The 22,865-nt window shown below is 70.8% G+C and carries 18 protein-coding genes; 5 read left to right on the top strand and 13 right to left on the bottom strand.

Going from position 1 to position 22,865, the window contains the following annotated elements:
• Positions 1–1,581: 1,581 nt before the first annotated feature.
• Complete coding sequence (locus tag ACFYWX_RS10230; protein ID WP_389423534.1) at positions 1,582–2,367, top strand: S1 family peptidase; 786 nt, start codon at positions 1,582–1,584, stop codon at positions 2,365–2,367.
• 98 nt (positions 2,368–2,465) lie between these two features.
• Here the strand turns inward: ACFYWX_RS10230 and ACFYWX_RS10225 are convergent, their stop codons facing one another.
• From ACFYWX_RS10225 to ACFYWX_RS10205, 5 genes are all read right to left on the bottom strand, one after another.
• Positions 2,466–3,818 (bottom strand): hypothetical protein, encoded by a 1,353-nt coding sequence (locus ACFYWX_RS10225; RefSeq protein WP_389423533.1) that lies wholly within the window; start codon positions 3,816–3,818, stop codon positions 2,466–2,468.
• 108 nt (positions 3,819–3,926) lie between these two features.
• Positions 3,927–5,531, bottom strand: a complete 1,605-nt coding sequence (gene cimA, locus ACFYWX_RS10220) for a citramalate synthase (RefSeq protein ID WP_389423532.1) — start codon at positions 5,529–5,531, stop codon at positions 3,927–3,929.
• 339 nt (positions 5,532–5,870) lie between these two features.
• Positions 5,871–6,368, bottom strand: coding sequence for a hypothetical protein (locus ACFYWX_RS10215; RefSeq protein WP_389423531.1), 498 nt, complete (start codon positions 6,366–6,368; stop codon positions 5,871–5,873).
• 102 nt (positions 6,369–6,470) lie between these two features.
• Positions 6,471–7,577, bottom strand: a complete 1,107-nt coding sequence (locus tag ACFYWX_RS10210; protein ID WP_389423530.1) for a branched-chain amino acid aminotransferase — start codon at positions 7,575–7,577, stop codon at positions 6,471–6,473.
• A 248-nt stretch (positions 7,578–7,825) separates the two neighbouring features.
• Positions 7,826–8,869: a 3-isopropylmalate dehydrogenase gene (locus tag ACFYWX_RS10205; RefSeq protein ID WP_389423529.1), complete on the bottom strand. Its 1,044-nt coding sequence runs from the start codon at positions 8,867–8,869 to the stop codon at positions 7,826–7,828.
• Between the two features lie 142 nt (positions 8,870–9,011).
• Between ACFYWX_RS10205 and ACFYWX_RS10200 the strand changes: the two genes are divergently transcribed.
• The gene (locus tag ACFYWX_RS10200) at positions 9,012–10,580 is read left to right on the top strand and encodes a purple acid phosphatase family protein (protein WP_389423528.1); all 1,569 of its coding nucleotides are present in this window, start codon (positions 9,012–9,014) and stop codon (positions 10,578–10,580) included.
• Between the two features lie 52 nt (positions 10,581–10,632).
• Here the strand turns inward: ACFYWX_RS10200 and ACFYWX_RS10195 are convergent, their stop codons facing one another.
• The gene (locus tag ACFYWX_RS10195; protein WP_106971817.1) at positions 10,633–10,764 is read right to left on the bottom strand and encodes a hypothetical protein; all 132 of its coding nucleotides are present in this window, start codon (positions 10,762–10,764) and stop codon (positions 10,633–10,635) included.
• Positions 10,765–10,976: 212 nt separating this feature from the next.
• Complete coding sequence (locus tag ACFYWX_RS10190) at positions 10,977–11,873, bottom strand: LysR family transcriptional regulator (protein ID WP_389423527.1); 897 nt, start codon at positions 11,871–11,873, stop codon at positions 10,977–10,979.
• 122 nt (positions 11,874–11,995) lie between these two features.
• On the opposite strand from ACFYWX_RS10190, the gene ACFYWX_RS10185 reads away from it, so the two are divergent.
• Positions 11,996–13,021: a zinc-binding dehydrogenase gene (locus ACFYWX_RS10185; RefSeq protein WP_389423526.1), complete on the top strand. Its 1,026-nt coding sequence runs from the start codon at positions 11,996–11,998 to the stop codon at positions 13,019–13,021.
• 18 nt (positions 13,022–13,039) lie between these two features.
• Here ACFYWX_RS10185 and ACFYWX_RS10180 read toward each other — a convergent pair whose 3' ends face one another.
• From ACFYWX_RS10180 to ACFYWX_RS10165, 4 genes are all read right to left on the bottom strand, one after another.
• The gene (locus ACFYWX_RS10180) at positions 13,040–13,579 is read right to left on the bottom strand and encodes a GNAT family N-acetyltransferase (protein WP_389423525.1); all 540 of its coding nucleotides are present in this window, start codon (positions 13,577–13,579) and stop codon (positions 13,040–13,042) included.
• 45 nt (positions 13,580–13,624) lie between these two features.
• On the bottom strand, positions 13,625–14,479 hold the full coding sequence (locus ACFYWX_RS10175; RefSeq protein ID WP_389423524.1) for an alpha/beta fold hydrolase: 855 nt from the start codon (positions 14,477–14,479) through the stop codon (positions 13,625–13,627).
• A gap of 87 nt (positions 14,480–14,566) precedes the next feature.
• Positions 14,567–16,198 (bottom strand): L-glutamate gamma-semialdehyde dehydrogenase, encoded by a 1,632-nt coding sequence (gene pruA, locus ACFYWX_RS10170; protein WP_389423523.1) that lies wholly within the window; start codon positions 16,196–16,198, stop codon positions 14,567–14,569.
• Between the two features lie 57 nt (positions 16,199–16,255).
• Positions 16,256–17,182 (bottom strand): proline dehydrogenase family protein, encoded by a 927-nt coding sequence (locus ACFYWX_RS10165; protein WP_389423522.1) that lies wholly within the window; start codon positions 17,180–17,182, stop codon positions 16,256–16,258.
• Between the two features lie 163 nt (positions 17,183–17,345).
• Between ACFYWX_RS10165 and ACFYWX_RS10160 the strand changes: the two genes are divergently transcribed.
• On the top strand, positions 17,346–18,614 hold the full coding sequence (locus ACFYWX_RS10160; RefSeq protein ID WP_389423521.1) for a PucR family transcriptional regulator: 1,269 nt from the start codon (positions 17,346–17,348) through the stop codon (positions 18,612–18,614).
• A gap of 176 nt (positions 18,615–18,790) precedes the next feature.
• Here the strand turns inward: ACFYWX_RS10160 and ACFYWX_RS10155 are convergent, their stop codons facing one another.
• On the bottom strand, positions 18,791–19,378 hold the full coding sequence (locus tag ACFYWX_RS10155) for a TetR/AcrR family transcriptional regulator (protein WP_389423520.1): 588 nt from the start codon (positions 19,376–19,378) through the stop codon (positions 18,791–18,793).
• 109 nt (positions 19,379–19,487) lie between these two features.
• Between ACFYWX_RS10155 and ACFYWX_RS10150 the strand changes: the two genes are divergently transcribed.
• A complete protein-coding gene (locus tag ACFYWX_RS10150) occupies positions 19,488–20,993 on the top strand; it encodes an MFS transporter (RefSeq protein ID WP_389423519.1) in 1,506 nt (501 codons plus the stop codon).
• A 105-nt stretch (positions 20,994–21,098) separates the two neighbouring features.
• On the opposite strand, the gene serA is transcribed toward ACFYWX_RS10150, so the two are convergent.
• Entirely contained in the window at positions 21,099–22,688 is a 1,590-nt protein-coding gene (gene serA, locus ACFYWX_RS10145; protein WP_389423518.1) for a phosphoglycerate dehydrogenase, read from the bottom strand.
• Positions 22,689–22,865 lie beyond the last annotated feature (177 nt).

The following is a 22,865-nucleotide window of genomic DNA, read 5'->3' as shown; positions in this document are numbered from 1 at the left end:
CCGCTCCAGCACGGGTGAGAAGCGAGCGAGCGGCCCGGAAAAGCGGGTGGCCGGCGCATGCTTGCGGATGGGGCGGGCTGCGTCGCGGGCCGGGGTTGGCGGGCGCGCTCGCGCCTCGCCTGCACGCCGGGTTTGCTTAGCGGCGATCGGCCGGTGGGTGGGGGTGCGCGTCGGCGGGGTGGCGGCACGCCGGGCGGACTTGGCGGCTTGCGGACGGTGGGTGGTGCGCGGCGGCGTCTCGCATGGACGTCGGGTGAGCTTGGCGGCTTGCGGACGGTGGGTGGGTGGTGGTTGGCGGATCTGTGCCACTGGTCATCGGCTCCGCCTGGGTTTTCCGTCCCATGTCTGGCACCGATCCGCCAATCACCTCCTGGCTACGGGGAATTGGCAGCCTTGGGCCACCTGTCGGGCTCTCGCCCAGCCATTTCGGCATCGGAATCTGGCCCATTGGCTCCAATTGTGGTCGCAGGGCCCTTCCTTGGCCCCGATCGAGCCGCGTCCACCTACCCGCAGCAGGTCGCTGAACCAGCCCGCACCCCCGCACTCCGGACGCGCCCCCGCACCCCCGCCGGCCGCAGACGCCAAGCCCTCCCGCTTGCCGCCGCGCCCACCCGACGTGCCTCCACTCGCCCGGCGCGCACCCCCGCCACCCACCGGCCGCAAGCCGCTATGCCCACCCGGCGTCCGTGCGAGGCGCGGGCGCGGCCCTCTGCCCCGGCCGACAACTCAGTCCGCTCAAGGGGCCGCCCACCCAGGACACCCACCCCTCCCCCGCCGCCCGCTCGCTTCTCACCCGTGTTGGAGCGAGCCGAGTCAAGGGTCGGCCGGAGGCCGGTCGGCGCAGCCGACGCGGAGCGCCCTTTACTCGGGTCGCGGAAGCACGACACCGGCAAAGAAGCGGACGGCCCAACTCCACCTCACCAACTTGCGGTCACCGCAGTTCGCTTGAGGTGCCCGCTCCGTCCGGTGGGGCCCGGCGTGATGGTGGTGTGACTGTTGGAACCCGTAGCGGCACCGAGTGGGTGATCGTAGTGACGTATGAGGTCGAGAAGGGGTGCCCTCATCCCGGTGCGGCGGTTCGGGTTGACTGGATGCCGGTCGGCGGGGACGAGCTGAGCTCGGATCGGCGGTGTGGGCCCGGGGTGGACGGGCGGTGGCGTGCGTGGGTCGGCGTGTACGTCAGCGGGGGCGCGCTGCTGCGGCTGGGGCTGCATCCGAGTCGGCCGAGTTCCCTCGTCGAGGGGCCGTCGCCGCCGAAATGGTGGCATGCGGCCGGGGAGCGGTATGCGGTGGAGATGAGGCGTCGCGGGGCGTGAGGGTGAGCCGCCCGACTGCTGGTCCGGCCGTGGCCTGGGGTGGTCGTGTGGCCGGATCGCGCCCCTTGTGCGGGCGCTTGTGGCGTTCTCATAATCCATCAGCAGAATTTTGACCAGACCATGCCAGCAGAGGGGCGATCCTTTGCGGAACTTGCCTTGACATGCATATGTCACTCACTCCCTCTGCTCGCACTGATCGCTCTGATCCATTTCTGCCGAACAGTCGCACGGGTCCGCATGTCAACCCCCCACGGAAGGCATCACCTTGAAGAAGCTCCTCACGGCCCTCAAGAGATGCGCGGCCATCGGCGCCGCCGCCCTCGCGATCGCCAGCCTTCAGCCCGTCTCCGCCGCGCAGGCGGCCCCCTCGCCCGTCGTCGGCGGAACCCGCGCCGCGCAGGGCGAGTTCCCGTTCATGGTCCGGCTCTCCATGGGCTGTGGCGGCGCGCTCTACACCCAGCAGATCGTGCTGACGGCCGCGCACTGTGTGAACGGCTCCGGCACCAACACGAGTATCACGGCCACCGCCGGAGTCGTGGACCTCCAGTCGAGCAGCGGCCGCGTCCAGGTCCGCTCCACCAAGGTCCTCCAGGCCCCCGGCTACAACGGCACCGGCAAGGACTGGGCGCTCATCAAACTCGCCCAGCCGATCAACCTGCCGACCCTGAAGATCGCCACCAGCACGCAGTACAACACCGGTGACTTCACGGTCGCCGGGTGGGGAGCGGCCCGCGAGGGCGGCAGCCAGCAGCGATACCTGCTCAAGGCCACGGTGCCGTTCGTCAGTGACGCCACCTGCAAGGCGTACGGCGGCCTCTACAGCGGGCTCGTCGGGAGCGAGGAGATCTGCGCCGGCTTCGCCTCGGGCGGCGTCGACACCTGCCAGGGCGACTCCGGCGGCCCGATGTTCCGCAAGGACAGCGCCGGTGCCTGGATCCAGGTCGGCATAGTCAGCTGGGGCGACGGCTGCGCCCGGCCCAAGGCCCCCGGTGTCTACACCGAGGTCTCCACCTTCGCCTCCGCCATCGCCTCGGCGGCGTCCACTCTCTGACGCAGCCACCTGATCGCGTAAGACGTGTACGACATCCACGGGCCCGGCGCTCCCTGCGCCGGGCCCGTGCGCCTTCCCTTCCCGGGCCGACCCGGACCTCAGAACCCCCCACCGAAGTCGCCACCCCCACCGAAGTCCCCTCCCCCACCGAACCCGCCCCCGAAGTCGCCCGAGTCGAAGTCGGCGCCGGAGACGTCGCCGCCCTCGTAGCCGGCGCCGCCGAAGTCGCCGTAACCGGAGCCGTAGTCGGCGGCGTAGGACGGGGTCGCCATCATGCTGCCGAGCAGGGTGCCGACGAGCAGGCCCGGCAGGAGGCCGCCGCCGAAGTAACCGCCGGCCCAGGGGCCGTAGGCCGGGCCGGCCTCCCAGTAGGGGCGGCGGCCGTAGTCGCTGTCCACCTCGCGAATGACGGGGTCGCGGCCGTCGGCCAGGCGGGTGCCGTCGGCCGCGCAGACCGGGACCTCGCGGGAGGTGCCGCCGGGCGGTGTCCAGGTGGCGTCGGCCACCGACGGGCCGTGGCGGGGGTCGAAGAAGCAGGGCGGACGGCGTTCCGGCAGGGGGCGGCGCTCGCGGCGGGCGGCCAGTTGCGTCAGCGAGAAGCGGCCGTCCTCCAGGGCCTGGGTGACCGCGCGGACGTCCTCCGGTTTGCGGGCCTCCGCCATGGACGACTTCGCCTTGTCGTAGGCGTCCAGCGCGCGTTCGTAGTCCGCGCGCATCGCGTCGTCGGCGCCCGCCTCGGCCGGGTGGAAGTCCAGGCGGTCCAGCTCCTCGCCGAAGGCGGTGATGTCCTCGTCGACCACCACGCGGAGCCGCTCCAGGGCGACCCGCTGTTCGCTCTCGTGGCGGCGGCGGTTGCGCCGGACGAGGGTGTACGCGCCCGCGCCGCCCGCGGCCAGGACCACGCCGAGGGTGATCAGGGAGGTGGCCGACATCCTGCCGTCGCCGCCGGTGGTACCCCAGCTCGACGGGGCCGAGCCGCCCATGTTGGCCAGGGCGCGGTCGGTGAAGTCATCGAGCTGGGTCTTGGCGTTCTGCTCGCCCTCGACGCTGGTGGCCAGGTTCCGTACGGCCGCGTTGGACATGACGGAGGAGTCGGCGCGGGCACTGAACTCGTCGCCGAGGCGGATCGCGTAGAGGCCGGTGACTCCGGTGGCCGTGCGCAGGTCGGTGAAGAGGTCCTGCTTCGGGTAGCCCTCGGGCAGCACCGCGATGAACAGCGGTTTGTCCGCGTCCTTGATCTGCTTCTCCAGGGCGTTCGCGTCCGCCTCCGACAGCTGGCCGGAGGCCGCGGGGTCGACGTAGACCGGGCTCTCGCGGAGGGCCGCGGCGATCGTCGAGACGCCGGTGACGGCACCGGCTCGCGGGGCGCCCGCCGAGAGCAGGGTCAGGGCGGCGAGCACCAGCGCGATCAGCAGTCCGGCGAGGCCTCGGGTCGGTGTCACGACCTTCATACTTCGAAGTTACCCAAAGCGCCGCAATACCAGACATCGTCTACCATTATCGACTTGAGCCGAGGCGGGGAGTGGACACCGTCGGGGACCGTGCCCACCCCGCTCGGGTCACTCCGCCGGTGTCACGCCCGCCCGCAGCAGGCCGTACGTGTACGCGTCCTCCAGCGCCTGCCATGACGCCGCGATGACGTTCTCGGCGACGCCCACGGTGGACCACTCGCCGGAGCCGTCGGTGGTGGAGATCAGTACCCGGGTCGTGGACTGGGTGCCGTGCACGCCCTCCAGGATGCGGACCTTGTAGTCGACCAGGTCGAGCTTGGCCAGCTGGGGGTAGATCTTCTCGAGGCCGACGCGCAGGGCGCGGTCCAGGGCGTTGACCGGGCCGTTGCCCTCGGCCGTGGCGACGATGCGCTCGCCCTTGGCCCAGAGCTTGACGGTGGCCTCGTTGGCGTGGGTGCCGTCGGGGCGGTCCTCGACGATGGCGCGCCAGGACTCGACGTCGAAGTACTTGAAGGGCCTGCCCACGACCTCCGCCCGCAGCAGCAGCTCGAACGACGCGTCCGCCGCCTCGTACGTGTAGCCCTTGAGCTCGCGCTCCTTGACGCGCTCGACGACCCGGCCGACCAGTTCGCGGTCGCCGCCGAGGTCGATGCCGAGTTCCTTGCCCTTGAGCTCGATCGAGGCGCGGCCGGCCATGTCGGAGACCAGCATCCGCATGGTGTTGCCGACGAGTTCGGGGTCGATGTGCTGGTACAGGTCGGGGTCGACCTTGATGGCGGAGGCGTGCAGGCCCGCCTTGTGGGCGAAGGCGGAGACGCCGACGTACGGCTGGTGCGTGGAGGGGGTGAGGTTGACGACCTCGGCGATGGCGTGCGAGATGCGGGTCATCTCGCGCAGGCGGCCGTCGGGGAGGACCTTCTTGCCGTACTTCAGTTCCAGGGCGGCGACGACGGGGAAGAGGTTGGCGTTGCCGACGCGCTCGCCGTAGCCGTTGGCGGTGCACTGGACGTGGGTCGCGCCGGCGTCCACGGCGGCGAGCGTGTTGGCGACCGCGCAGCCCGTGTCGTCCTGGGTGTGGATGCCGAGGCGGGCGCCGGTGTCGGCCAGGACGGTGGAGACGACGGCCTGGATCTGGGCGGGGAGCATGCCGCCGTTGGTGTCGCACAGGATGACGACGTCCGCGCCGGCCTCGGAGGCCGCGCGGACGACCGCCTTCGCGTACTCGGGGTTGGCGCGGTAGCCGTCGAAGAAGTGCTCGCAGTCGACGAACACGCGGCGGCCCTGCTCACGCAGGTGGGAGACGGTGTCGCGGACCATCTCCAGGTTCTCGTCGAGCGTGGTGCGCAGGGCCAGTTCCACGTGCCGGTCGTGGGACTTGGCGACGAGGGTGATCACCGCGGCGCCGGAGTCGAGGAGTGCCTTGACCTGCGGGTCTTCGGAGGCCTTGGCGCCGGCGCGGCGGGTGGCGCCGAACGCCACCAGCTGGGCGTGCCGGAACTCGATCTCCTGCTGGGCGCGGGCGAAGAACTCGGTGTCGCGGGGGTTGGCGCCGGGCCAGCCGCCCTCGATGAAGCCCACGCCGAAGTCGTCCAGGTGCCGTGCGATGGCCAGCTTGTCGGCGACGGTGAGGTTGATGCCCTCTCGCTGGGCGCCGTCGCGGAGGGTGGTGTCGAAGACGTGGAACGAGTCGTCGAGCTCGCTGGTTTCCGTCATGGTGTCAAGGCTCCTGTTATGAATCTCGGTCTACCGGAATGACCGGCTCCACCGTCCCCCCATGGTCCCTCGCGCTCTCTTCCCCGGCTGTGGGTGGGCCAGGAAAACGAAAAACCTCTCGCGGGTGCGAGAGGTCTGCGCGCGGGTCGAGGACACGATGGCCGCCCGTACCTGGTCGTACGTGGCGGTCACTGCGGACCGGCGCGCCTGCTGCCAATAATCGTGGCGAACGAGAGCACGGGGGCAGTCTGGCACAGCCCTGCCCCCGTCTCACGCCTGTCTCAGGATGCGAGCAGTCTGCGTACGAATACGTCCACCGTGTCGTTCGTATCGCCCGGGTCAGGGGGCCGCCTCCAGGCGGACGGCGTCCGGAACGAGCCGCGTCTCGTAGCCGCCCGAGCAGTCACTGCCCTCGATGGCGATCTCGGCCCCGCAGGAACAGACCCGGTTGACGCCGCGATGGGGGTCGGCGCCGCAGCAGCCGCCCCAGCGGGAGGTGTCCGAGTGGAAGGCGAGGTCCACGACGTCGTCGGGATGCAGGACGTACGTGCCTCGCGGCCCGGCCGAGACGAGGAAGCCCCGCTCGTCGGACATCCACATGCCGCCGGGCACGATTCCGTCGTACTCCTCCTCCGCGTCCTCCCCGACCGGCTCGAACGGCGCCCCGAAGGGCAGCGGGTCGACGACGTATGTCCCGCGCGGGACGCTCGGGGGGCCGTGCCGCAGGCCGTCCGGGCCGGGAAGGCCGTCCCAGCCGGGATACTCGGGCATCTCGTCGAGCTGCCGGACGGGCTCGGTCAACCGGCGCCCACAGGCGGCGCAGAGCAGTACGTTCACTCATACGTTCTACCGGACCGCCACCCTGGGCCGCTGCTGAGTAATGCAGTGGACCAACGGGCCGCCTCGGACCCCCGTCCGAAGCGGCCTCTACCTCACGGGTCAGCCCAGCTCGTGCATCCAGCCGTGCTTGTCCTCGGCCGTGCCGCGCTGGATGTCCAGCAGGGCCTGGCGCAGCTTGAGGGTGACCTCGCCGGGCTCGCCGCCCGACTGCTGCCACTCGGCGCCGGTGCGCTTGACCGTGCCGACGGGGGTGATGACCGCCGCGGTGCCGCAGGCGAAGACCTCCGTCAGCGTGCCGTTGGCGGAGTCCTGCTGCCACTGGTCGACGGAGACACGGCCCTCCTCGGCCTCGTAGCCGAGGTCGCGGGCGACGGCGAGGAGGCTGTCGCGGGTGACGCCCTCCAGGATGGAGCCGGTGAGCGAGGGGGTGATGATCACTGGCTTCTCATTGGCTGCAGCGCCGTACACGAAGTACAGGTTCATGCCGCCGAGTTCCTCGACCCACTTGCGCTCGACCGCGTCGAGGTAGCAGACCTGGGCGCAGCCCTGGGCGGCGGCCTCGGCCTGGGCGAGCAGGGAGGCGGCGTAGTTGCCGCCGGTCTTGGCGTCGCCCATGCCGCCGGGGACGGCGCGGACGTGGTCCTCGGAGACCCAGATGGAGACGGGCTTGACGCCGCCGGGGAAGTACGCGCCGGCCGGGGAGGCGATCACGATGAAGAGGTACTCGTTGGACGGCTTGACGCCCAGGCCGACCTCGGTGGCGATCATGAAGGGGCGCAGGTAGAGGGACTCCTCGCCGCCATGGGCGGGCACCCAGTCCTTGTCCTGGCTCACCAGGGCGTCGCACGCCTCGATGAACGTCTCGACCGGCAGTTCGGGCATGGCGAGACGACGGGCGGAACGCTGGAAGCGCTTGGCGTTCTGGTCCGGGCGGAACGTGGCGACGGAGCCGTCGGGGCGGCGGTAGGCCTTGAGGCCCTCGAAGATCTCCTGGGCGTAGTGCAGGACGTTGGTCGCCGGGTCGAGCGGGATGGCCGCGTACGGAACGAGCTGGCCGTCGTGCCAGCCGCGGCCCTCCGTCCACTTGATCGTCACCATGTGGTCGGTGAAGTGGCGGCCGAACCCGGGGTTGGCCAGGATCGCCTCGCGCTCCGCGGCGGCGAGCGGGTGGGCGGATGGCTTGAGCTCGATCGTGGGCGTCGTCATGAGTGGTTGTCCTTCACCGGTTGTAGTGACGGGCCGCGCTCACGCCCCAGGCCTTCCGGCCAGTGCTAGGACGTCCGAGCATTCCCTCAATCCGCGGCTCCGCGTTCGATTATCTCGCGAGGCCTGCGGCGGAAGAAAACGGGGTGAATGCTGCCCAGGGGTTGATGGTGGCACCCGGCGAGGCATACGAAAAGCCGCCGGGTGCGGATGCGACCCGGCGGCTTCGAAAGGTTTCGAGTGGCGCGGGGTCAGCCGGCTACTCGTACGGCGAGGGCGTCGCCGATCTCCGTGGTGGAGCGGGCGGGCTTGCCGGTGCGCTCCGCGAGGTCGGCGGAGACCGCCTCGTCGATGCGGGCGGCCTCGGCGTCGTAGCCGAGGTGGCGCAGGAGGAGGGCGACGGACAGGACCGTGGCGGTGGGGTCGGCCTTGCCCTGGCCGGCGATGTCCGGGGCCGAGCCGTGGACGGGCTCGAACATGGACGGGAACGCGCCGGCCGGGTTGATGTTGCCGGAGGCCGCGACGCCGATGCCGCCGGAGACGGCCGCGGCGAGGTCGGTGATGATGTCGCCGAAGAGGTTGTCGGTGACGATGACGTCGAAGCGCTCGGGCTGGGTCACCAGGTAGATGGTGGCCGCGTCGACGTGCATGTACTCGGTGGTGACCTCGGGGAACTCCTCGGCCACCTTGTTGAAGATGTTGGTCCACAGGTGACCGGCGAAGGTCAGCACGTTGTTCTTGTGGATCAGCGCGAGCTTCTTGCGCGGGCGGGCCTGGGCGCGGGCGAAGGCGTCGCGGACCACGCGCTCGACACCGAAGGCCGTGTTGACGGAGACCTCGGTGGCGACCTCGTGCTCGGTGCCCTTGCGGATCGTGCCGCCGTTGCCGGTGTAGGGGCCCTCGGTGCCCTCGCGGACCACGACGAAGTCGATCTGCGGCTCGCCGGCCAGCGGGGTGGCGACGCCCGGAAGCAGCTTCGACGGACGCAGGTTGACGTGGTGGTCGAAGGCGAAGCGGAGCTTGAGCAGGAAGCCGCGCTCCAGGACACCGGACGGCACCGACGGGTCGCCGATGGCGCCGAGCAGGATGGCGTCGTGCTTCTTCAGCGCGTCGAGGTCGGCGTCGGTGAGGGTCTCACCGGTGGCGTGGTAGCGCTGGGCGCCGAAGTCGTACTCCTTGGTCTCCAGCTTCACATCCTGCGGAAGGACGGCGGAGAGCACCTTCAGGCCTTCGGCCACGACTTCCTGGCCGATGCCGTCACCGGGGATCACTGCGAGATTGAGGCTGCGAGACATGCGGGCACCCTACTCCTCGTCCCATGGGATGACACAGGATGTCCGCCATCCGGACATGCGCGCGGGTGACGGCTTCATCCCGTCGGGTTGCGTTCACCCGTGTGTTGGACGGGCGTTGGGGTTTGCTGGGAAGTTCACGGTCATGGAGACCCCGGACTTCGGCATCCCGCCCAGGCTCGCTGGCCGGATGAACATGGCGGAACAGTACGAGTACCTGCGCACCAGGCTGTCCCGGCGCCGCACGCTGGTGACGGCTGGCGCGGTGGCGGGCGGGCTGCTGACCGGCTGCTCAGGGGGGTCGCAACCGTCCGGCGGGGCGACGCCCGCCCCCACCACCTCCTCCCTCGACAAGGCCCCCGGCGCCGCCGTCACCCCCTTCGGCCGCCATCTCGCGTTCGGCGCCGACCCCAGGACGCAGATGCGGATCTCCTGGCAGGTGCCGTCCACCGTCAGGAAGCCCTACCTGCGCCTCGGGTCGCGGCCGGACGAGCTGGGCCGCAAGGTCGAGGCGGAGGTGCGCGACCTGCGCACCCCGGGGGTCCAGGGTGTACGGCCGGCCGTGGAGCAGTACTACCTCCACGCGGCCCTGGACGACCTGCTGCCCGGCACGACGTACTACTACGGCGTCGGCCATGACGGCTTCGACCCGGCCGCCCCGGAGCACCGCTCCACCATCACCTCGTTCCGTACGGCGCCCGCGAACCCGGAGACGTTCGTGTTCACCGCGTTCGGCGACCAGGGCGTGGGCCAGGCGGCGGCCGCCAACGACCAGGTGCTGCTGCGGGAGAAGCCCGCCTTCCATCTGCACGCGGGCGACATCTGCTACGCGAACACCAACGGCACCGGCAAGGAGTCCGACGGCTACGACGCCCGCTACTGGGACCTGTTCCTGAAGCAGACCGAGCCGGTGGCGAAGTCGGTGCCGTGGATGGTGACGACCGGCAACCACGACATGGAGGCCTGGTACTCACCGGACGGCTACGGCGGCCAACTGGCCCGCTTCTCCCTCCCGGACAGCGGCTTCGACCCGCGCACGGCGCCGGGCGTCTACGCGTTCACGTACGGCAACGTCGGCGTCGTGGCGCTGGACGCGAACGACGTGTCGTACGAGATCCCCGCCAACTTCGGTTACTCGGAGGGGAAGCAGACGGCGTGGCTGGACCAGAAGCTGGGTGAGCTGCGGGCGGCGAAGGGCGTCGACTTCGTCGTCGTCTTCTTCCACCACTGCGCCTACTCGACCTCCGCCCACGCCTCCGACGGCGGAGTGCGCGCGGAGTGGCTGCCGTTGTTCGCGCGGCACCAGGTGGACCTGGTGATCAACGGGCACAACCACGTCTACGAGCGGACCGACGCCGTGAAGAACGGCGAGGTGGGCAGGCCGGTGCCGATCGGCGGGTCCACGGATCCGACCCGGGACGGCATCGTGTACGTCACGGCCGGCGGGGGCGGCAAGGACCTGTACGGCTTCCCGGCGGGCGTGAAGGAGAGCTACGAGGGGCACGTCGGCGACCGGGAGTCCGTCGACACCTTCCACTGGACGAAGTCACGGCAGAACAGCCCGGAGACCGTGGAGTGGTCGCGGGTGCGCTACCGGGGCTTCTCCGTGCTCTCCGTGGAGGCGCGCGGCGGATCCGACCCCCGGCTGAAGGTGTCGGCGTTCACCGAAACGGGTCGGCGCGTCGACCACTTCGAGGTGCGGCGCGGCCGGTGAGACCGCGCCGCACCTCGTGCGGGTGCGGCTCCCGACTTCGGACGGGCAGGGCTCAGTGGCCGGTCTCGCCGCCGTTGTCGCGGCGGTCGAGGGCACGCTGGAGGGCGGCTGCAGCGTTCTTGCGGTCGGACTCGGTCGTACGGGAGACGTGACGGACTCGGCGGCGGACGGTCGTCTCGGCCATGGGGGATCGACTCCTTCGAAAACCCTGGAGGCGGACAAGAGACGCCGGAAGGGGCGGGGAGCTTCGGGCCGCAGGGGTTGCCTGCGTGGCCCGGCTCACGACGCCATTCGCTTGGTCGAGCGAGACGTTCGGCTTCTACAAAAGTAAGTGAGGAGAGCGCGCCTGTCTCCACAATTACTTGGGCTTCCTACTATCTGAGACGGTGAATCGAGTCACACCGCGCTGACCTGGCCTTTTACCATCGCCCTCAGCTCCCTGATCAGGGCCCGCACGGCCGCCGTGGCGGCGAGTTCCGGTGTGGTGACGTAACCGACGTGACGGGTGGGGCGCTCGGGGCCGAGGTCGGTGATCTGGGTGGTGGCCGGGGCGCCGGTGAGGGAGAGCGCGGGCATGATCGCCATGCCGAAGCCGCTGCTCACCATCGACAGCACCGCTCCGTCGTCCTCGGCGCGCACGGTCGCGGTGGGGATCCAGTCCTGGGCGGCCCACCACGCGCGTGTGTAGGAGGTGCAGTTCTCCATCCAGTCGACCAGCGGCAGCGAGCGCGGGTCCGGATGACCTGTCGGGTGCACCAGGGCGTACGGCTCTTCCAGCAGTACGTCGCCGACCAGCTCGGGCGGGATCGGCGAGCTGGTGCCGATGGTGGCGATGCCCAGGTCGGCCCGCCCTTCGGCCACCTCGCCGGCGGTGCCGGGGCCGACCTCCCGGACGACGGTCACCCTCGCCTCGATGCCGGGGTGCCGGGCCGCCAGGCGTTCCAGGACGGGCGGCAGCAGGTGCAGGGCCGCGCTGCGGAAGGCGGCGATGCGCAGGGGTCCTGCGACCTCGTCGCCGGCCGCCACGCCCCGCGCCTCGATGACGAGGGCCTCCAGCATCCGCAGCACCCGGCGGGCGTGGGCCACCGCGCGTGTGCCGGCGGCGGTGGGGCGGGCGCCGTACCGGCCGCGGTCGAACAGCACGACGCCCAGCTTGCGTTCGATGCCGCGCACCGCGTGCGAGACCGCGGACTGGGTGGTGCCGAGCCGGACGGCGGCCGCCGAGAAACCGCCCTCGGCCGCGACCGCGACCAGGGTCCGCAGCTCCTGGGGCGCCAGATCGACTGGGTTCACACGGTCGACTGGGTTCACGCGGGGGCTCCCACCTGCTGCTATGAGGATGTTTCATGGATCGGGCCGTTCCATGAACGCAACCCTCTGCCCGGCGCCCGCATTCCTTCGTACGGTCCCCTTCCATGACCTCCGTGAACTCCGTGCGCTCCGTGCGCTCCGTGAACGACGTCGCGCTCACCGTGCAGCAGACCGCCCGACCGACCGGCTTCCCCACCTCCGACCACTTCCGCTTCGTCGAGTCACCCGTCCCTCGGCCGGCCCCGGGCACGGCCCTGGTGGAGAACCTCTACTGGTCCGTGGACCCGTACCACCGCGAAATGATGGACGGGGACTTCGTGTTGAACGCCCCGCTGGAGGGCCGCGCGCTCGGCCGGATCGTGGCCTCGCGCGAACCGTCCCTGCCCGAGGGCGAGATCGTCTTCCACCGGCAGGGCTGGCGCACGCACGCGGTCGTCCGACCGGACGAGGTCAGACGCCTCCCCCACCACGAGGGCGTGCCGCTGTCGGCGTACCTGAGCGTGCTCGGCGGTACGGGCCTGACGGCGTATGTGGGCCTGACCCGGATCGCTCGACTCCGCGAGGGTGAGGACCTGTTCGTCTCCGGGGCCGCGGGGGCGGTCGGCACGGCGACCGCCCGCTTCGCCCGGCTGCTGGGCGCGGGCCGGCTGGTCGGCAGCGCGGGTTCGGCGGAAAAAGTCCGGTACCTGCGCGAACACGTCGGCTACGACGAGGCCTTCGACTACCGCACGGGCCCGGTCGCCGACCTCCTCGACAAGGCTGCCCCGACCGGCATCGACGTCTTCGTCGACAACGTCGGCGGCGACCATCTCGGCGCGGCGATCGGCGCGCTGCGGGAACGCGGGCGGGTGGTCCGCGTCGGCACGATCAGCCAGTACAACACCCCCGACGCCCCGCCGGTCGTCTTCAACCACGCCGACGTGGTGGAGAAGCGCCTGCGCATCGAGGGCTTCCTGGTGAGCGACCACCGGGACGTGCAGGACGAGCTGTACGAGTTCGCCGTACCGCGTCTGCTCGACGGGACACTGGAGTCGGACGAGACGATCGTGGACGGCTTCGAGCGGATCGTGGAGGCGTTCCTGCTGATGCTGCGGGGCGGGAACACGGGGAAGATCCTGGTACGCAAGTGACGGCGTTCTGACGAAGCGTCAGAGTACGTCCCCGTCACGCCAGTCGAAGACCAGCTCGGCCTCGGGATCGTCCACGTCGGCCGGTGCGGGCCACACGAAGGTGGTGCCCTCCTCCTCGGGCAGCCGGACCACGCCGTCGGGGCCGAGCGCGCAGATCCGCCCGGCCCACGTCCGCCAGCCGCGGGAGGTGTACAGCTGGGCGCCCTCGTCGCTCGCCGAGAGCGCTCCGAAGTCGTAGGCGCGGGTGACGACCCCTTCGAGGGCGCCCATGATCCGGTCGCCGATCCCGGTACGCCGCACGTCCCGGCGTACGGCGACCCCCTCGACGTATCCGACGCGCAGCCACCGCGTCCGGTACCGCACGCGCCGCATGACGACCGCCCCGTGCCCGGCGAGCCCGCGCTCGTCGTACGCGAGGGCGTGCATGCCGCCCACGGTGTGGTCCCAGTCCTCGTCGCCGAAGTCGGCGTCGAACGCGTCGTACAACAGGCCCCGGACGGAGCGGAGTTCGGCGGGGGTGAGGTCGGCGGTGTGGGCGGTGCGCAGGTCGAGGGACATGGGCCAAGTATCACCAGCCCCGTCGGCACCACGGCCGGTATCAGGTCACAGCGCCCCCGCCACCGCCTCCCGGAAGCCTTCGGGGTCCTCGACCCAGGGCAGGTGGCCGGCGTCCGGCAGGATCGCCCGCCGCACCCGGGGCAGGGCCCGCTCCAGCGAGTCCACCGCCGAGCGCGGCCGGATGTCGTGGGCGCCGTCGACGATGAGCACGGGCACGTCGAGGGCCCGGCAGGCGGCGGACAGCTCGGGTGTGCCCCAGCTCCGCCGCCGCTCGGCGTTGAGCGCCGTGCTGCACTCGGCGTTGATGCCGAGCCAGGGATCGGCCATGTGGGCGGCGTGTTCCAGGGCCCGTTCTCGGTCCTCGAACTCGATGGACCACTGGAGCACCGCGCGTTCCCGCTCCTCGGTCGCGGTCAGGTCGGGACGGTCGGTCAACTCCTGCCAGCGGTCCAGGCGTTCGGGATGTTCACCGAGCCGGGCGCGGAAGTTCGCGTGGTACGCGCCGTGCCAGTCGGCGTCCGGCCCGATGCCGGTCCCGGACACGTAGATCAGCGAGCCGACCCGCTCCGGGTGGGCCAGCGTGTAGCTCAACGCCAGCTGTGCGCCCCAGGAATGGCCGAGCAGCGCCATGCGCTCCAGGCCGAAGTGGCGTCGTACGGCGTCGAGATCGGCGACGAACCGCTCGCTCGTCCACGGCCCGGCGCACGGCTCGGAACGGCCGCAGCCGCGCTGGTCCCAGCGGATCGCCGTAGCCCGGTCGGCGAGCAGCGCGGCCACGTCGGTGAACGTGTCCCACAGGCCGGGGCCGCCGTGGCACAGCACCAGGGGCGTGCCCTCGCCCGACCGGGACGCCCACAGGCCCACGCCGTCGTCGGCGGTGACGCTCTCCGTTCGTGTCATGCGGATCAGTCTGCCCGCCCGGACACGGGAACGGGCCAGGTCCGGATCGACCTGGCCCGTTCCCGTGCAGGAATGTCCGCGGGGACGTCAGCCCATGTGCGGGTACGGGTAGTCGGTCGGCGGGACCAGCGTCTCCTTGATGGCGCGGGTCAGGGTCCAGCGCATCAGGTTCTGCGGGGCGCCGGCCTTGTCGTTGGTGCCGGAGGCGCGGCCGCCGCCGAAGGGCTGCTGGCCGACGACGGCGCCGGTCGACTTGTCGTTGATGTAGAAGTTGCCGGCGGCGTAGCGCAGCTTCGCCATCGTGTACGCGGCGGCCGCGCGGTCGCCCGCGATGACCGAGCCGGTGAGGGCGTAGGCGGACACCGACTCCATCTGGGTCAGCATCTCGTCGTACTGGTCGTCCTCGTAGACATGCACCGCGAGGATCGGGCCGAAGTACTCGGTGGTGAAGACCTCGTTCTCCGGGTCGGCGCACTCGATGACGGTCGGGCGGACGAAGTAGCCGACGGAGTCGTCGTAGCTGCCGCCCGCGACGATCGTGCAGGCCGGGTCCGTCTTCGCGCGGTCGATGGCGGCCTTGTTCTTGGCGAAGGCACGCTCGTCGATCACGGAGCCGATGAAGTTCGACAGGTCGGTGACGTCACCCATGGCGATGCCGTCGACCTCGGCCGCGAACTCCTCCTTGAAGCCGGAGTTCCAGATGGAGGCCGGGACGTACGCGCGGGAGGTCGCCGAACACTTCTGGCCCTGGTACTCGAAGGCGCCGCGGGTCAGGGCGGTCTTGAGGATCGCCCGGTCGGCGCTCGGGTGGGCGACGACGAAGTCCTTGCCGCCGGTCTCGCCGACCAGACGCGGGTAGGAGCGGTACTTCTCGATGTTGTTGCCGACCGTCTTCCACAGGTACTGGAAGGTCTTGGTCGAGCCGGTGAAGTGGATGCCGGCGAGGTCACGGTGCTCCAGGGCGACCTCGGACACCTCGATGCCGTCGCCGGTGACCAGGTTGATGACGCCCTTGGGCAGCCCGGCCTCCTCCAGGACCTGCATGAGCAGCACGGCCGCGTGGGTCTGCGTCGGGGACGGCTTCCAGACGACGACGTTGCCCATGAGCGCGGGCGCGGTGGGCAGGTTTCCGGCGATCGCCGTGAAGTTGAACGGCGTGATCGCGTAGACGAAGCCCTCGAGCGGGCGGTGGTCGAGGCGGTTCCACACGCCGGGGGAGTTCGCCGGGGGCTGCTCGGCGAGCAGGTCACGGGCGTACTTGACGTTGAAGCGCCAGAAGTCGATGAGCTCGCAGGGGGTGTCGATCTCGGCCTGCTGGGCCGTCTTCGACTGGCCGAGCATGGTGGAGGCGGCGAGCGTCTCGCGCCAGGGGCCGGACAGCAGCTCGGCGGCGCGCAGGATGATCGCGGCGCGGTCGTCGAAGGACATCGCGCGCCAGGCGGGCGCGGCGGCGAGGGCCGCGTCGATGGCGTCCTGGGCGTCCTGCTGGGTGGCGTTGCCGTAGGTGCCGAGCACGGACTTGTGGTTGTGCGGCTGCACGACGTCGAAGCGCTCGCCGCCGCCCAGCCGCTTGACGCCGCCGATCGTGCAGGGCAGGTCGACCGGGTTCTCGGCCAGCTCCTTGAGCTTGGCCTCCAGCCGGGCGCGCTCGGGCGAGCCGGGGGCGTAGCCGTGCACCGGCTCGTTGACGGGGGTGGGGACCTGGGTCACAGCGTCCATGGGTTCCGTAACTCCTTACTGAGCGGTGTTGCTGCTGCGAGCGGGGGGGTGCGGGGGTCAGCCCTTGGTGATCATGCTTCGTGCGAAGAACCGCAGGTTGGCGGGCTTCTCGGCCAGCCGGCGCATGAAGTAGCCGTACCAGTCGGTGCCGTAGGCGGTGTAGACGCGCATACGGTGGCCCTCGGCGGCGAGGCGGAGATGTTCGTCGCTGCGGATGCCGTACAGCATCTGGAACTCGTACTCGTCGAGTTTGCGTCCGGTGCGGTGGGCGAGCTCCTGGGCGATGGAGATCAGGCGCGGGTCGTGGGACCCGATCATCGGGTAGCCCTCGCCCTCCATCAGGATCCTCAGGATCCTGACGTACGCCTTGTCGATCTCGTGTTTCTGCTGGTAGGCGACCTCGGCGGGCTCCTTGTACGCGCCCTTGACCAGACGCACGCGGCTGCCGTTGCCGGCGAGGCGGCGGGCGTCGGCCTCGGTGCGGAAGAGGTAGGCCTGGATCACGCAGCCGGTCTGCGGGAAGTCCTTCCGCAGCTCCTCGTGGATGGCGAACATCGAGTCGAGGGTGGTGTGGTCCTCGGCGTCCAGCGTGACCGTCGTACCGATGGCGGCGGCCGCCTCGACGACCGGGCGGACGTTCTTCAGCGCCAGCTCGTGGCCGTCCTCCAGCGCCTGGCCGAACATCGACAGCTTCACGGACATCTCCGCGCGGGTGCCGAGCTCCAGCCCCCCGAGCCGGTCGATGAGCTCCAGGTAGGCGTCCCGGGCGGCGGCGGCCTGATCGGGGCGGGTGATGTCCTCGCCGACGACGTCCATCGTCAGCTCCAGACCCCGGTCGGTGAGCGCCCGCACGATCGGGACGACCTCGTCCACTGTCTCGCCCGGGATGAAGCGGTCGACGACCCCCTTGGTCACCGGGGCCGCCGAGATCAGGCGTCGCATCCGGTCGCTGCGCGACGCGGCGAGAATCACGGGACCCAGCACGGGGCACCTCCACATACCAACGCATACGAGGCCGATTCCCGAAGATCCGGGAACGGCACGGAGAACCACCGTGAAACCTAAGGATCCCTCTGTTCGTCGGCCATCGACAGCTGTCACGCATCCGTGCCCCAGATCTCAGACAGATGTATGAAGGGCTTACGGAATGGGGGAGAATGCCCGGGTGACGTCCGATGCTGCATCTTCCCACCACGCGGGTGACTACCAGGAGCTGGTCGACGAGATCTCGGAGCTGCTCGGCGCGCCCGCGACCCTGGAGAACCGGGACTTCGAGCTGATCGCCTTCGGCGCGTACGACAGCGAGGGCGAGCTGGACGCGTCCGCGCTGGACCCGGTGCGGACCCGCTCGATCCTGACCCGGCGTTCGACGGCGGCCGTGCGCACGTGGTTCGAGGGCTTCGGCATCACCCGGGCGACCGGCCCGGTCCGCATCCCGCCGACCCCGGAGGCGGGGGTGAACCGGGGGCGCATCTGCCTGCCGGTGCGCCATCGGGGCGTCGTCCTCGGCTACGTCTGGCTGCTGGCCGACGATCCGGGGCCCGCCGAGCGGCAGCTGGCGGCGGCGATGGACGTGACGGTCCGTATCGGTGCGCTTCTCGCGGACGAGGCGCAGCACGGGGCGGATCTCACCCGGGAACTGCGGGCGGTCCTCACCGCCGAGCCCGGCTGGCCGCGCGACATGGCGATCGCCGAGCTCCGCACGGCCCTCGGCCCCCGCGCCGACGCCCTCCACACCATGGTGTGCGTGGCCCCCTGGCCGTCCGCCGCCCCGCAGGACGCCCCCTCGGTCCGTACGGTGCCGGGGGCGACGGCGCTGTGCACGGTGCCGTGGGGGGCGCGGGGCCACTGCCTCGCCCTGCTGGTACGGCTGCGGTCGGCGGACGTGCTGACACCGGCGACTTCGGCGGCGGGACGGTTGCTGGAGCGGGCGGGGGCGGTGTCCGGAGGGGCTGGGGGTGCGGTGTCTGCGGAGGCCGTACCTGGAGGTGCCGGGCCCGCAGGCGGGCCGGTCGCCGGTGTCGCCTGGGCGCGGCCCGGGCTCGAGGAGCTGGGGGCCGTCTGGCGGGAGGCGGCCGGTGCGGCTCGGGCGGCGCTCGCGGAGCCCCGGCTCGGTCCGGTCGCGGAGTGGGCGTCGATCGGGCCGTACCGCCTGCTCACCGCGCTGCCGCCGGAGGCTGCCCAGGACCCGGCGACCGGCCCCCTCCTCTCCCCCGCCCACCGCGAACTCGCCCGTACCGCCGAGATCTACCTGGACTGCGCAGGCCAGGCCGGCCGCACGGCAGCGGAGCTCGGCATCCACCGCCAGACCCTGTACTACCGGCTGTCCCGGGTGGAGCAGCTGACGGGGCTCGACCTGGACGACGGCGAGGACCGGCTGCTGCTGCACATGGCGCTGAAAGGGGCGCGGCTGTAGGTCTCCCGGCAGGTCCGGCGTCAGCTCACTCGCACCTGACCGAGCAGGTCCCCCACGATCGCGATCCCCTCCTTGATCCCACGCTCCGTCACATCTCCGAAGCCGAGCACCAGTTGAGGCGAGCTCGTCGCGCCCGAGGAGCGGCAGACGCGCCCGTGCCGTACAGGGACGGAGGATCAGCCCTTCGCCGCACCCTTGATGACCCGGCGCAGCCCCTCGGTGAGCTGCTCGGCGTCCGTCGCGGTGTCGGGGTCGAAGAGCCACTGGACCATGAGCCCATTGAGGAGGGTCTGGTAGAAGCGGCCCTCCGTGCCGACGGTCTCCTTGTCGAGCTCGGCCTCCGGAACATCGTTGAAGAGGGGCACGATCCCCGAGCGGCCCTGCTCCTGCGCCTCGGCGAGCAGCTTGCGCACCTCCTGGAGCCGGTCCGCGTAGATGATGACCTCCAGGCTCAGCATCCAGATCGCGCGCGCCTCGGGCAGTGAGCGGATGATGGTCGCCCACACCTCCTGGAAGCGCTCCAGCGACCCCGGGGCCGACGTGGCCTCGGCCCCGCCCCAGGCTGGGTCGAAGGTGTCGCCGAGTCCCTCGATCAGCGAGACGTACGCCTGTACCAGCAGCGCGTCCTTCGATCCGTAGTGGTAGCCGATCGAAGCCAGGTTGGTCCCCGACTCCTTGACGATGTCGCGCGCGGTCGTGCGTACGAACCCCTGGCCCAGCAAGCAGCGCTTGGCGCCTTCGAGCAGATCCTCACGATGTCCCATGCCGACACCCTACAGCCGATCCATACAAACGTCCTAGACGTTTGACCTATACGATCGATTTAAACGTTCGTACTAGACAAGCGTTTAAGACGCTCGTACAGTCCTCGGCATGACGAACCCGACGAGCACTTCCACCGGCTCCCGAGCCGGCCGCCGCGAATGGACCGCCCTCGGCGTCCTGATGCTTCCGCTCCTGCTGGTCTCGATGGACGTCTCGGTCCTGTACTTCGCGATCCCGGCGATCAGCGCGGACCTCGAACCGAGCGGCACCCAGCAGCTGTGGATCTTCGACATCTACGCGTTCGTGCTGGCCGGCCTGCTGATGACGATGGGCTCGCTCGGCGACCGCATCGGCCGCCGCAAACTCCTGATGATCGGCGCCGCCGCCTTCGGCACCGCGTCCCTGATCGCGGCCTACGCGAACAGCGCGGAGACCCTGATAGCGGCCCGCGCGGTCCTCGGCATCGGCGGCGCGACCCTGATGCCCTCGACGATGGCCCTGATCCGCACGATGTTCACCGACCCCGCCCAGCGCGCGAAGGCGATCGGCCTGTGGTCCGGCGTGATGACGGCGGGCGTCGCGCTCGGCTCGGTGCTGAGCGGTGTCCTGGTCGAGTACTTCTGGTGGGGCTCGGTCTTCCTGGTCAACCTGCCGGCGATGGCGCTGCTCCTGGTCCTCGGCCCGGTCCTGCTGCCCGAGTCGCGTGACCCCGCTCCCGGCCGCTTCGACTGGCCGAGCGTCCCGCTGTCGATGGCCGCCGTGCTTCCCGTCGTCTACGGCCTGAAGGAGATCCCCTCCGAGGGCTGGCACACCGAGTACGTCGTCTCGGTCACCGTCGGCCTGCTCTTCGCGGCCCTCTTCGTCCAGCGCCAGCGCACGGCGGACTCTCCGATGATCTCCCCGGCGCTGTTCCGCGGCCACGGGTTCACGCCCGCCGTCGTCCTCAACCTCGTCTCCTCGTTCGGAATGATGGGTTCGGCATTCTTCACCACGCAGTACCTTCAGTCGGTGCTCGGCAAGAGCGCGCTGGAGGCGGCCCTGTGGGCGCTGCTGCCCGCGGTGCCGATCGGCATGGCCGCCCCGCTGGCCACCTCCCTGGTTCAGAAGGGCGTCAACCGCGCCTACGTCGTGACGGCGGGCTTCGCGATCGCCGCGGCCGGCTACGCCCTGCTGGCCTTCACCGGCACCGACTCGATGTGGCTCGTGCTGGTCGCCTGCGGCGTCCTCGCCTCCGGAATCGTCATGGTCGTCTCCCAGATGACCGACCTGGCCATGGGCGCGGCCCCGGTCGAACGCGCGGGCTCCGCCTCCTCCCTCCTGGAGACCGGCGCCGAGTTCGGCGGCGCCCTCGGCATGGCGATCCTCGGCTCCATCGGTACGGCCATCTACCGCCACGAGATGCCGACGTCGGCGCCGGCTCCGGCCCAGGAGACGCTGGGCGGCGCGCTGGCGGTCGCGGACCAGCTCCCGGGGCGCGCGGGAGACGCCCTGGTGACGGCCGCGCGGGAAGCCTTCACCAGCGGGATGCAGGGGGCGGGCATCGCGGGGGCGGTGCTGCTGGCCGGGGCGGCGGTGGCGGCTTCGATGACGCTGCGCAGGATTCGCGTCAAGTAGGGGCATGCGAAAGGCGCCGGCGGCTGGTTCACTCCAGCCGCCGGCGCCTTTTCAGCCGGGTTCAGCTACAACAGCCCGTCCGACGTTCGAGGACGAGGCCCACTTCTAGACCAGGTTCACCGCGCGAGCAGACGTCGCGCCGATCTCCGCGGCGACCTCGGCCAGCACACCGGCCGGCACCGTGTCGTCGACGGTCAGCACCGCCAGCGCCTCGCCGCCCGCCGCCGCACGGGCGACCTGCATACCGGCGATGTTGATGCCCGCCTCGCCGAAGATACGGCCGACCGTGCCGACGACGCCGGGACGGTCCTCGTACTTCAGGACGACCATGTGGTCGGCGAGCGCGAGGTCGACGTCGTACTCACCGACCGCGACGATCTTCTGCAGGTGCTTCGGACCGGCCAGCGTGCCGGAGACCGACACCTCCTCGCCGCCCGAGAGCGTGCCGCGCACGGTGACGACGTTGCGGTGGTCCGACGACTCGGAGCTGGTGGTCAGCCGCACCTCGACACCGCGCTCCTGGGCGAAGAGCGGCGCGTTCACGTACGACACCGTCTCGTCGACGACGTCCTCGAAGACACCCTTGAGAGCGCTGAGCTCCAGCACCTTCACGTCGTGCTGGGTGATCTCGCCGTACACCTCGACGTCGAGCCGGACCGCGACCTCGCCCGCGAGGGCGGTGAAGATGCGGCCGAGGCGCTCGGCGAGCGGCAGACCGGGCTTGACGTCCTCGGCGATGACACCGCCCTGAACGTTCACGGCGTCCGGCACGAGCTCACCGGCGAGCGCCAGGCGCACGGACCTCGCGACGGCGATACCGGCCTTCTCCTGCGCCTCGTCGGTGGAGGCACCGAGGTGCGGCGTGGCCACGACCTGGTCGAACTCGAACAGCGGGGAGTCGGTGCACGGCTCCTTCGCGTACACGTCCAGGCCCGCGCCGGCGACCCGGCCCTCCTTGAGCGCCGAGTACAGCGCCTCCTCGTCGACGATCCCGCCGCGCGCGGCGTTGACGATGCGCACGCTCGGCTTGACCTTGCGCAGCGCCTCGTCGCCGATCAGGCCGACCGTCTCGGGGGTCTTGGGCAGGTGGACGGTGATGAAGTCGGAGACCTCGAGCAGCTCGTCCAGCGACAGCACCTTGACGCCCATCTGCGCGGCGCGCGCGGGCTGCACGTAGGGGTCGTAGGCGACGACCTTCATGCCGAAGCCGGACATGCGCTGCGCGACGAGCGCACCGATGCGGCCGAGGCCGACGACACCGAGGGTCTTCTCGGCGAGCTCCACGCCCGTGTACTTGCTGCGCTTCCACTCGCCGTTCTTCAGCGCGGCGTTGGCCTGCGGGATGTGGCGGGCGGTGGCGAGGAGGAGACCGCAGGCCAGCTCGGCGGCGGTCACGATGTTGGAGGTGGGGGCGTTGACGACCATCACGCCGGCCTTGGTGGAGGCGGAGACGTCGACGTTGTCCAGGCCGACGCCGGCTCGGGCGACGACCTTCAGCTTCTTCGCGGCGGCGACCGCCTCGGCGTCGACCTTGGTGGCCGAGCGGATCAGGATCGCGTCGACGTCGGCGATGGCCGGGAGCAGTTCGGCGCGGTCCGCTCCGTTGCAGTGCCGGATCTCGAAGTCCGGGCCAAGCGCGTCCACGGTCGCGGGCGACAGCTCTTCAGCGATGAGTACGACGGGTTTCGAGCTCACGTGAGTCCTCACAAGTCCAATGCGTGCGGACGGCCGTCCCGACGGCCGCAGCGGAGGAGGTTTGCTAGCCGCGTGGAAGACGCACGACGCTGTGGGCCTGACGCGTATGTAGTGCAGCAGTGTAGTGGCGCCGCGAACGTCGCCTTACGCCACGACGGCGGGATCACCCGGACGAGG

The organism is Streptomyces sp. NPDC002888 (assembly GCF_042888465.1).
Classification (GTDB): domain Bacteria; phylum Actinomycetota; class Actinomycetes; order Streptomycetales; family Streptomycetaceae; genus Streptomyces.
This window is presented reverse-complemented; position numbering and strand designations above follow the sequence as displayed.